At 36.8% G+C, this 11,666-nt stretch carries 8 protein-coding genes; 2 read left to right on the top strand and 6 right to left on the bottom strand.

Annotated features, from left to right (window positions below; genetic code table 11):
- Positions 1–62 precede the first annotated feature (62 nt).
- The 6 genes from Q0252_RS05160 to Q0252_RS05135 all read right to left on the bottom strand — a co-directional run bounded on the left by Q0252_RS05160 (position 63) and on the right by Q0252_RS05135 (position 9,606).
- Entirely contained in the window at positions 63–2,501 is a 2,439-nt protein-coding gene (locus tag Q0252_RS05160) for a TonB-dependent receptor plug domain-containing protein (protein WP_297984463.1), read from the bottom strand.
- 10 nt (positions 2,502–2,511) lie between these two features.
- Positions 2,512–3,084 carry an outer membrane beta-barrel protein gene (locus tag Q0252_RS05155; RefSeq protein WP_297984462.1) on the bottom strand — a complete coding sequence of 191 codons (573 nt, stop codon included), beginning with the start codon at positions 3,082–3,084 and terminating at the stop codon, positions 2,512–2,514.
- 42 nt (positions 3,085–3,126) lie between these two features.
- Positions 3,127–3,936: a 3-deoxy-8-phosphooctulonate synthase gene (gene kdsA, locus Q0252_RS05150; RefSeq protein WP_297984461.1), complete on the bottom strand. Its 810-nt coding sequence runs from the start codon at positions 3,934–3,936 to the stop codon at positions 3,127–3,129.
- A gap of 35 nt (positions 3,937–3,971) precedes the next feature.
- Complete coding sequence (locus Q0252_RS05145; protein WP_297984460.1) at positions 3,972–4,496, bottom strand: DUF1697 domain-containing protein; 525 nt, start codon at positions 4,494–4,496, stop codon at positions 3,972–3,974.
- A 28-nt stretch (positions 4,497–4,524) separates the two neighbouring features.
- Positions 4,525–6,015, bottom strand: coding sequence for a hypothetical protein (locus tag Q0252_RS05140; protein ID WP_297984459.1), 1,491 nt, complete (start codon positions 6,013–6,015; stop codon positions 4,525–4,527).
- Positions 6,016–6,120: 105 nt separating this feature from the next.
- Positions 6,121–9,606 carry a DUF2723 domain-containing protein gene (locus tag Q0252_RS05135; RefSeq protein WP_297984458.1) on the bottom strand — a complete coding sequence of 1,162 codons (3,486 nt, stop codon included), beginning with the start codon at positions 9,604–9,606 and terminating at the stop codon, positions 6,121–6,123.
- A 227-nt stretch (positions 9,607–9,833) separates the two neighbouring features.
- Here Q0252_RS05135 and Q0252_RS05130 point away from each other — a divergent pair, with 227 nt between their 5' ends.
- Both Q0252_RS05130 and Q0252_RS05125 read left to right on the top strand, forming a co-directional pair.
- Positions 9,834–10,871: a PLP-dependent cysteine synthase family protein gene (locus Q0252_RS05130; RefSeq protein WP_297984457.1), complete on the top strand. Its 1,038-nt coding sequence runs from the start codon at positions 9,834–9,836 to the stop codon at positions 10,869–10,871.
- Positions 10,872–10,987: 116 nt separating this feature from the next.
- A partial coding sequence (locus tag Q0252_RS05125) for a pyridoxal phosphate-dependent aminotransferase family protein (RefSeq protein ID WP_297984456.1) occupies positions 10,988–11,666 on the top strand: 679 nt, incomplete at its 3' end.

Here is an 11,666-nt window from a genome sequence, read left to right as displayed (position 1 = left end):
TAAAAATTGTTTACCTAAAACTGTGTCAAATATTTAGAACATTTGATAAGGTTCTTCGAAGTTTAAAGTTTAAATTCTAATTTCACATTGAAGAATCTTCCTGTCAATCGAACCGGAACGGCATAACTGTAACCAGAATTTACATCATTAATCCACTGATTTGCTACGGTATTGCTGATGTTGAAAGCGTTGAAAATCTGTACACCTAAAGTCAGTTCTTTAAAATTACCCCAGAAATTTCCGGAAGCTTTATTGTCTTTTTGGTCAATGAAAACTTTGGAAAGTCCGATATCCACTCTTTTGTAAGACGGCAATCTTCTTTGATAATTGTATTGGGCGCTGAAATCGGGCAAATTCGTTACAGGATCAATTGTTACGGGAGTTCCTGTTGGTAAACCATTCGCATAAACCAAAGTCAAGTTCACTCTCATGCTCGGAAATTTAGGCATATAATCCTGATAAAACATCGAGAAACGGAAACGTTGATCCGTTGGTCTCGGAATGTTTCCGCGGTCTTCAATATTTTCAAAAACACGGGCATAACTTGCAGAAATCCACGAATCTACACCCGGAACAAATTCTCCGAAAAGTCGGGTATCCAATCCGTAAGCGTAACCTTTTGCATTATTTTCTCCGGAATATCTTGTTCTTACATTGTCGATGTAATAAGGAATTAGTTTATCAAATTTCTTGTAGTACGCTTCTGTCGTTAATTTAAAAGGTCTGTCCACCATTTTAAATTCGTAGTCATTCGCAAGAATTAACTGAATAGATTGCTGCGCTTTAATATTTGGATTGAAGCTTCCACTCAAATCTTTAATTTCCTTGTAAAAAGGTGCCTGATAATAAACTCCCGCCGAAATTTTGAACAACATATCTGCATTCCAATCTGGTTTTATGGCAAACTGAGCTCTTGGCGAAACAATGGTTTCATCATTAAAATCCCAATGTTGTGCACGAACTCCCGCGTTGATAAAAGCTTTGCTTCTTCCCCATTCAAATTTTTTAGAATATTGTGCAAAAGCAGAAAGTCTTGTAGGAGAAATATCGTTGTTTCCACTGATATTGTATTTCAAAGCTAAAGTTGAAGCATCCAAAGTTCCGGGATTCGTCCAGTCTCTTGGTTGGCTGTAGCCTAAGGAATCGATCAGTTGCCATTCATTTGTTAAGTCTCGGATTTTTTCCTTCTCCAACTTAATTCCAACTTCGTAATTCGTATTCGCATCCGGAGAAAATCTTGTTTTGAACTGACTTCCGAAAGTTTTTACCAACAAATCATTTCTTGCATGGTCGATTTGTCCACCAACATCGTATGATGTAATTGGCTCTCCTGTTTCCGGGTCGAAAGTCTGCAATTCGTAGCCGGAAGCGATGGTGTAATATTCTTTTTCACGGTTTTGATACGCAAAATTATCAAGCGTGAACGTCCATTTTTTATTAGGTTTGAAGGTGACAGATGCTGTTCCCATCATATTTCGGTACATATCATCTTCTTTTCCGGCATAACCAACGGTTAATTTTAAAGGAGTTTGCAGCGTACCGAAGTCCACTTCCTTGCTTTTCGGAATCATTTCGTAATCGTTTTTGGAATAATAACCGATAAACGAAACATTCCATTTTGGGTTGATGTTATAATTGATGTACGACTGGAAATCCATGTATTGTGGATTGAAATCGGTGTCTTCATTCAAAGTATTCAGCACAAGATTTGTATTTCGGTATCTTCCGGAAAACAGTGCAGACAATTTTTTATTTTTAGAAGCAAATCCTGTTGAAAGTCTTCCACCAATTAAACTTGCTTCACCAGAAAGTTCAAATTTTGTAGGCTGTCTGTAATAAATATTTAAAGCTGAAGACATTTTATCGCCGTATTTCGCTTCAAAACCACCGGGAGAAAAGTTGATAACAGAAACCATATCGGGATTAATGATACTCATCCCTTCCTGCTGAGAATTTCTTATAAGAAAAGGTCTGTAGATTTCAACATCGTTTATGTAAATTAAGTTTTCATCGTAGTTTCCACCGCGAACCATGTATTGGGACGACAGTTCGGTATTGGAGTTTACTGATGGTAAAGTTTTCAGAATACCTTCAATTCCGCCTGAAATAGAAGCAACCTGCTGCGCTTCTTTGGCTGAAATTTCAATGGAGGTTAAATCTGTAATTTTTGGTTTTGCCTTTTTCTGAAAAACAATTTCCTCAATTTCATTTTCTTTGCTAATTGGTAAGAAAAGTACATTCAGGTTTTGAATTTTCGGACTGGTTTTAATTGTTTTGGAAAAACCTTTGAAGCCTTCTTTCTGTACTGAAAGATACTGTTCTGTAATGGCTAAAGGTATTTTTACAAAACCTGATTCGTTGGTTGTAAAAGTCGAATTATTGTAGCTTACCGCAGCTTGTGAAACAGGTTTTCCGTTTTCATCCAAAATTCTCAGATTAATTTGAGAAAAAATAAAAACCGGAAGTGCAAATACAAAAAAGGTAAAGAGTTTTTTCAACATGAAATTTCAATTAAAATACTAGTCCAAGCTGTAATCCGAAGTCTGTGATAAAGTCATTATTATCGTTGAAGGAAAGTAAAGTATGTGCGTTGGCAAAAGGCGCTAAACGAAATTTAACATTTCCCTCGCCAAAATCCTTGCCGGCAGAAACCCCAAAACCAATTCCTGAAAAATTATCGAAATAACCGTCTTCCTTAAAGCTGTCTATCGAAAAAATTGGGCCGCCTTTGATGAAAAATTTGTTCTCGAAATTGTATTTGTAATTCAGAGGAATAAAGATAAGATTGAGGTTTCGTGAGGTAACAGTTTGATTATTTGGCATTGGAGCAGAGGTAACCTCCAATTTATTTTGCTGATAATAAACTCCCAATTCAATTTCATCGCTGTTTGGCATCAGAAAAGCGGTGCTTAAACCCACATGAAATCCTGGTTTAACTTCTAGTGTTCCACTTCCAATCATTTTTTGTTTTGCGGCGATTGTTGCGTAACCAGCTCCGCCGGAAACGGTGTAAGTAACAGACTTTTTTTGAGCAAAAAAAATTGCTGAAAGAAAAAGCATCGTAAATATGGAAACTTTTTTCATGATTTTATTTTTTATAAAATTAGCGATAAAAAGCTGAGTTATCTATAAAATTGCTTCTCGTACTCTCGTTAATTTTCCAAGCAGATCGTCCAATAAATCCAGCTTTAGCATGTTGGCTCCGTCAGATTTTGCACAGCTTGGGTCTGGATGTGTTTCGATGAAAATTCCGTCTGCACCAACTGCAATTCCAGCTTTGGCAATCGTTTCAATCAGTTCCGGTCTTCCTCCGGTTACACCAGAATTTTGGTTCGGCTGCTGAAGTGAATGCGTTACATCTAAAATAACGGGCGCGTAATTTCTCATCGTCGGAATTCCCCTAAAATCTACCACCAAATCGGTATATCCAAAAGAATTTCCACGTTCAATAATCGCGGTTTTAACGTTGCCGGAGTCTTTTACTTTCTCCACAGCGAATTTCATCGATTCTGGAGATAAAAACTGACCTTTCTTCAATGTTACACATTTTCCGGTTTCGGCTGCAGCAATTAATAAATCTGTCTGACGAACCAAAAACGCAGGAATTTGCAAAACATCTACATATTGTGCAGCCAAAGCAGCGTGTTCGTTTTCGTGAATATCTGTCGTTGTAGGAACATTAAAATGCTCTCCTACTTTTTTCAGGATTTCTAAAGCTTTTTCATCTCCAATTCCCGTAAAAGAATCTACTCGGGAACGGTTGGCTTTTTTGAAAGAACCTTTAAAAATGTATGGTATATTGTATTTGTCTGAAAGTTTCACAATTTTTTCAGCAATTTCAAAAGCCATGTTTTCGCTTTCAATGGCACAAGGACCGGCAATAAGAAAAAAATTTTTGGAATCTTTGTGGTGGATGTTATCTAAATATTGAATCATATTTCTGTCTCGGGTTTTGAACTCAGAGTTAAAGGTTAAAATTTATTAACGATTTTTTCAAAGGTATTGATATTTCTTGAGGTGAATTGGTCTTTCAGGTCTTTTCTGCCCAAAATTTTTCCAAAAGTGGAATCCAAAGTATTGCCTTTCGGAACGCGCCAAAAAAAGTTGCCGTTTTTTAATAAACCATCTTCATCATCTGCTTTGTCGGCTTTTTTAAAGTTTTCAAACAATATCTTTTCGACATCTTTATTGCCAACAAATCCGTAAATGTGAAAGTTTTCGTCTTTTGTAAATGGATTACTCTCGAAAATTTCCTTGACTTCGTTTTCAGATTTAATGAACAGAAAAGCTTCGTAATTAAAGTGAACCGACATTGCTTTCTCCAAAATTTTCTTGAGTTCAACAGCTTTTTTATCGGAACTGAACAAAATATTTCCCGTAGCTAAAACCGAAGAAACATCTTCCACTCCGGCTTTTTTAAACACATCAACAACTTCAGCCATTTTCATAGAAGTTCCTTTGACGTTGACACCGCGAAGAAAAGCGCAGAATTTCATAAGTAATTAGTAATGAGCAATAAGTAATTTATTTCCTTTCGTAAAGATTGTAATCTGTTCCGGAAGGTTTCAGTTCATAAATTTTCTGAAGAATTTTGTTCTCGGAATGAAGATACTGATTAATTCTGAATTCTTTCAGTAGCTTATAATTTGCTTTGTAATACTCCGCATTTTTACCATTGAATAAATCTTCGTACGAAAGCAGATATTTCGGTTTTCTGTTTTTAACGGTGTTAATCCAGTAATTCGGCTTGTCTTTGATCATTTCGGTCTGAATTTCTTTGTCCACCAAACCAACTTCATCAATAGTTTTCAAGCCTGAAAAGTATGGAACATAACCTGCAGGTTCCAGCAAAATCCATTGATTTTTGTCCTTTTCATACTGATTTAAATACAATCCGATACTTCTTCTGTAGTTCCATTCTCCATTTCCTGTAGCGATGGAATGTATCGTTTGGAAAGCCAACATCGGCAAAATGTAAAAAATCAAAAGCAAAGAAAACCATAAATATTTTCTGTGTTTCTGTTCTAAAATGAAAACTAAAACCGGCACAAAAAGCAGAATTTGCGGAACCCAGTAATACCAGTCGAAATAACTTTTTTGTGAGATGAAAATGATTTGTTTCGCCCAAGCAAAGATGAAAATAATCCAAAGGAAAAGATTTCTGCTTTCCTTTCTTCGAACCAAAAAAATAAAGCACACCAATTCAAAAATCAAAACCAGAACCGTGTACGGATTAAAATATCCCGGAAGTTTCAGCATTCCCCAAAAATTCCCCCAGTTTTGGTTGAAATAAATCCAGCTTAAACGCGGCGTAAACTGTTGGTCGTAGCGCAGTTTTTTAGCGACAATGGTGTTGTTCACAAACTCTCCGAAATAGAACCAGTTGAAGCTCACCACCGCGAAAACGCCTAAAAATCCCCCTAAGATATAATACCAGCGGATTTTTTTGTTCCAGATGAAATCAATTATGAAAACAATTCCGAGGAAAATTACCGTATCAATTCTTGTGAATAAAATCAGGATGGGGAAAACAATTTGTGCCCATATTTTTCCTTTCGAAAAGCCGTAATACAGCAAAGCCATTTCCACAAAGAACAGAATTCCGTATTCCATTCCCAGGATTGAAATTTTGATTGAAGGTGGTAAAATCCCGAACAAAAAGATGAAAATCATCTGATGAACGGCGTTTTTCAAAATTAATTTTGAAAGAAAATAGCTTCCAATGGTGAATAATATCGAATTGAAAATCAGAATGGGATAAATAAAATTTTCCTTACCAAAAATGACGTTGAAAACCCACGAAACAAAAACGTACAAATGCGTTGTGGAAGCTGAAATTTTGGTATCTCCATTGAAGCCAATCACGCCATAATCCAATAAATTCTGCGCAACCCGCCAAGTGATAAATGCATCTTCCTGAATGTGATGTGTGAGGAGAAAAAGCAATTTAAATAAAACTGTAAAAATTACAGCGTAAATAGGAAGTTTAGCGTACTTCTGTAGATTTTCCTGCATGTGTTTTTGCAAAAGTTTTTACAAAGATAATTTTAAATTTCGGCTAAAGCCAATGTTATGGCACAAAAAAAACGGGCTAAAGCCCGCTTATGATTCACAGTTTGGTTACTGAGTTGCTTTCATGATTTGCGTGGTGATTTGATTCATCTTTTCTTTGGAATAAGTAGAATCGTAAGGCTTCATCACCTCAAAGATATATTGGTAGAAAGGTGCAATTTTCTGAACATTTTCAGATTCTTTGTAAGCCTTTTCTTTGCCCATTTGTTCAAGATTTTTAATAAAAGTGTTGAATCTTTTATCAACAGGTTCTATGGATTTTACAAGATATGCGTACGATTTATCCTTATTGCCTAATTTCTCGTAAGCGCTTGTTACCGCTTCTACAATTAACGAATATTCAAAAGGTTTTGCACGCATTTGTTTTCCTACAAATTTCTGTTCCTGTGGAGAAAGACTGCTGTAATAATCGTATTCTGTGAAAATTCCTTTTTTCAATTCTTCAGCAAGTTTCAATCCTTTCTGCTCTTGTCCTGCTACGATATAACCATAAACCATTGAACTTAAAGAACGTGGGTCGTTGTATTTGGAAACCGGAATTTCACGACTCGCCAAATCCAGTATTTCCAAAGCTTTCGCTTTTTCTCCTTTCGCCGCCAAAGCATCTGCAGCACGACTTGCCGAACTTCTGTAGCCAATAATATTTTGGGTGCAGGTTTCATCAAAATGTACATTCACATCTTTGAAATTACCCCACTTGAAGTTTTTCACAATATTGTAAAGGTCGTCTCCATCTACCCTTCCCATTTCGCCGGATTCCTTCTCTGGAGTAAGAATCGGAACCAAACGGTAGCTGAAACCGTCGTACTGAAGATAATCATTCAGATAGAAAATACTTTCATCATCATAAATTCCACCGGTAGAGAAGTTGATTGGGCGTTTCCAGTCAAAATTCGCTAAAATATCCAGCATCATCATATTGCTTTTGAACATGCTTTGCGATTTGTAATTCACCACCAAATGGTCAACAGCAAGAGCTGCATCGTGAGGCTTGATGATTCCTGATTTTACAGCATTTGCTTTATTTACCGGGATAATAAACTTAGAAACCGGCAACAAATTAAATCTTTCATATTTTTCCTCTCCGAAAAGCAATTTCAGGATTTGGTCTTTGTCTTCAGATTTGGATTTCAAGAAATTCACTGCTTCCTGAACTGTCATTGAATCCTGAGTTAAATATTTTCTGAAACCTGCCAAAGCAGTATCAGGAGCGCCTTGGTCTTTCAGGTTTGCAAACATATTTTCCCAGTCGTCTTTGCCCATCAAATAAATTTGGTCGTTGGTTCCGTCGCGGTATTCTTCGTGAGTCAAACTTGATGGAACCGGCATCGAATCATAAGTTCTTCTTCGAACCTGGTCAATATTCCAAGGTGTTGAAAGCAATGTAAAATTGACCACTTTTACATCATTTCTTACGCCGGAAGTTTCCTGGAATCCCCAAACCGGATAAGTATCATTATCGCCGTAAACAAAAAGGATATCGTTTTTCGGCAAAGATTTTAATACAGAATACGAATAATCGTAAGCTGCAGACCTGCTGCTTCTGTCGTGTGGATTATAATTCTGGAAGCCCATCATCAAAGGAATTCCAAGAAGTGCAATTCCTGCTGCGAAATTGACAGCGTTGCTTTTTACTTTTTCCTGAATAAACCACAGAATTGCGGCAGCTCCCAAACCAATCCAAATGGCAAAAGCATAGAAGGAACCAACCATCGCATAATCTCTTTCTCTTACTTCAAAAGGTTTTACGCCGGTGTAGAAAATAATTCCGACACTTGTGATGATGAACAGAGAAAGTATGGCATAAAATCTTCCAAAATCTTTGTTGGCCTGATAAAAGAAACCTATCAATCCTAAAAGAAATGGCAGAAAGAAAAATGCAACGGTGCTTTCATTTTTGAATTTTGCGGGCATATTGTCCTGATTTCCCCACAAAGCATTATCAATAAACGGAATTCCGGAAATCCAGTTTCCATTGGTATTTTCCATGTGACCTTCCAAATCGTTCTGTCTTCCAACGTAATTCCACATCAGGTAACGCACAAAATAATAACCGTTCTGGAAAGTGACGAAGTAATCTAAATTCTGACTTAATGACGGTCTCTGAACATTAATTAAATCATATTTTTTTGCTTCCAAATAATCGGAAACTTCAATGCTTCCTTCATCATACTTTTTTCTTAAATCATCAAAATACTGCTTAGCTTCAGGACTGTCTGCAGCATCTTCATTGTTATAATTGAATGTAAAATCAGGATTTCCGTACATCGACATGTAATTCGCCATAACGTCTTTATCCTCGTTAAACATTCTCGGCATAAAACTCACGTGGTCTTTACTGAAAACATAGTTGAAACGTTCTCCTACTTTTCTGTAGGTTCCGGATTTTTCGTCTTTTTCGTAAACGTCTCCGGTTTTATCAGTTTTTAAGCTTCCGTCCTCGTTTTTCTGCATTCCATTCGCATCAAGATAAGCGGTGTAGTTTTGTCCGTAAATTGTTGGCCAGTCTCCGTACTGTTCGCGGTTATAATAATCCAGCATTCCAATGGCGTTGTCCGGATTATTAAGGTTCATTGGTGGATTTGCGTTTGCACGAATTGGAATAACCAACCAACATGCAAAACCAATCATCATAAATACTGCTGAAAGTGCAGCCGTTCTGTAAATATTTTTTGTGGCTTTTCTGGATTGTTTCAAAACGAAATAACAAATTCCAATCAATAAAGCAAAAGCAATTAAAGTTCCTGTGTGGAAAGGCAAACCAACACCATTCACAGCAAAAATTTCAAGCTTTCCGAACATCGTCATAATCAATGGGAAAATTCCTTTGAAAACGATAGCCAGAATAATTAAAGTAATCACATTTGCCCAGATAAAATTTTTCCAGGTAAACTGATAATTTCTTGCATAATAAATAAAACAAACAGCCGGAATTGCAAGCATACACATCATGTGAACTCCTACAGAAAGCCCAACAACGAAGAAAATAAGGATAATCCATCTTTCATTGTCTGCATCGTGATATTCGTTTTCCCACTTCGTAATCAGCCACACCAATAGTGCAATAAACAAAGACGCCATCGAATAAACCTCTCCTTCTACCGCCGAAAACCAAAAAGTATCCGAAAAAGTAAAAGCAAGCGAGCCTATAACTCCCGCGAAAAGTATCGCAATTTCTTGATGTTTGGTAATTTGCTCAAAATCTTTATTCAAAAGTCTTCTAACCAAATGCGTAATGGTCCAAAATAATAAAAGTATCGTTAAAGCACTGAAAAGTGCAGACATGGCATTGATGACAATTGCATAATTTTCACCATTTCCAAAAGCGAAAATGGCAGCAACAGCTCCCACAAGCTGAAACAAAGCAGCTCCAGGTGCGTGTGTAACCTCCAGTTTTACCGCCGAAGAAATATATTCTCCGGTATCCCAGAAGCTCAGATAGTGCTCCATTGTGGAGAGATATGTGATAAATGCAATTACGAAAACAACCCATCCTAAGATGGTATTCCATTTCTTAAAAGACCAGTCCTTCATAAACAATTTAAATACTTTTTCAACTGCCAAAAATAATGTTTTTTATCTGCTTTTCCTTAACTTTTGAGAGATTATATTTTTCGGTGCATTTTTTGTAAATTAGTCTTGGAAATATGATTAATGTCATAAATGTAACCCGCTATGTCACAATTTATTAACATTAATGATTACATCAGTTAAAAAATTAGTAATTTTGCAATCGATTTTTTCGAGAAAAAAAATTAAAAATGACGAATGTTTACGATAATATCCTAGGGTTAATTGGTAATACACCAATGATTAGACTCAACAAAGTAACCAAAGACATTCCGGGGAATGTTTTTGCAAAGCTGGAGTCGTTCAATCCGGGACATTCTGCAAAAGACAGAATTGCACTTCATATTATCGAAAGTGCTGAAAAAAAAGGTTTACTAAGACCCGATTCTGTTATCGTAGAAACCACTTCCGGAAATACCGGATTCTCTATTGCGATGGTTTCCATCGTGAAAGGCTACAAATGTATCCTTGCAGTAAGCGATAAAACGAAGGCTGAAAAAATTGCCTATCTAAAAGCTTTAGGTGCAACTGTTTATGTTTGCCCCGCAAATGTTCCTGCAGATGACCCTCGATCTTACTATGAAGTGGCTAAAAGAGTGGCTTCAGAAACTCCAAATTCTATTTACATCAATCAATATTTCAACGAACTGAATATTGATGCACATTACGCTACAACCGGTCCTGAAATTTGGGCGCAAACTGAAGGTAAAATCACTCACCTTTTTGCGTGTACAGGAACAGGAGGAACACTTTCAGGTTCTGCAAAATTTTTGAAGGAACAAAATCCGGATATTAAAATTATCGGCGTTGATGCCGATGGTTCTATTTTGAAAGGATATCACGAAACCGGACAAATCAATCAGGAAGATATTCATTCTTATCAGATTGAAGGAATGGGAAAAAATTTGATTCCGGGAGCTTTACTTTTTGACCAGGTTGATGAATTTGTAAGAGTAAACGATGAAATGTCTGCTTACAGAACGCGTGAAATCGCCCTGAAAGAAGCTATAATGGGAGGTTACACGACAGGAGCAGTTGTACAGGGATTAATGCAGTACGCGAATTCACACGAATTTAAAAATGATGACGTAGTTGTTTGTATTTTCCCGGATCACGGTTCAAGATACATCACAAAAGTTTACAGCGACAAATGGATGGCAGAAATGGGTTTCACCAGCAATTGCGTTCATAATTATGACGAAGTTTTCAAGACGGAATTTATCAAATAATTTATGTGGAAAATATCATATTAAAAGCCTTTTGTTATTAAGCAAAAGGCTTTTTTATTGTGGTAAATTTAATTAACTTTGCGTTCATATCAATTTAGAATTTAAAACAATACATAATGGTAGATATTTTTGAAAGAATCAAGCAGAATCCCGGTCCACTTGGACAGTTTGCTGATTACGGCGAAGGTTATTTTATTTTCCCGAGATTAGAAGGTCCAATTGGGCCGAGAATGATTTTCCAGGGGAAAGAAGTAATTTTCTGGAGCGCAAACGATTATTTGGGACTTTGTAACCATCCTGAAGTTAAAAAGGCGGATGCAGACGCTGCCGCAGAATTCGGAATGTTTTATCCGATGGGAGCAAGAGCAATGTCCGGGGAAACCGACCAACATTTGCAGTTGGAAAGAGAACTGGCAGATTTCGTAAAGAAAGATTCAGCTTATCTTTTGAACTTCGGTTATCAGGGAATGGTTTCTACTATTGATGCTTTGGTTTCTCGCCACGACGTTATTGTTTACGATTCAGATTCTCATGCCTGTATTGTGGACGGTGTTCGTCTTCACATGGGGAAAAGCTTCATGTACCGTCATAACGATATGGCGAGTTTCGAAAAAAATATCAAACGTGCACAAAAAGTTGCCGAAGAAAACGGTGGCGGTATTTTAGTTATTACCGAAGGAGTTTTCGGGATGACAGGACAACAAGGAAAACTGAAAGAAATCTGCGAATTCAAAAAAGATTACAGCTTCAGACTTTTGGTAGATGATGCACACGGTTTCGGAACTTTGGGGACAG

This window comes from uncultured Chryseobacterium sp., assembly GCF_936933875.1.
Classification (GTDB): domain Bacteria; phylum Bacteroidota; class Bacteroidia; order Flavobacteriales; family Weeksellaceae; genus CAKZIK01.
The sequence above is the reverse complement of the archived record's forward strand: the minus strand, read 5'-3'. Positions and strand labels throughout refer to the sequence as shown.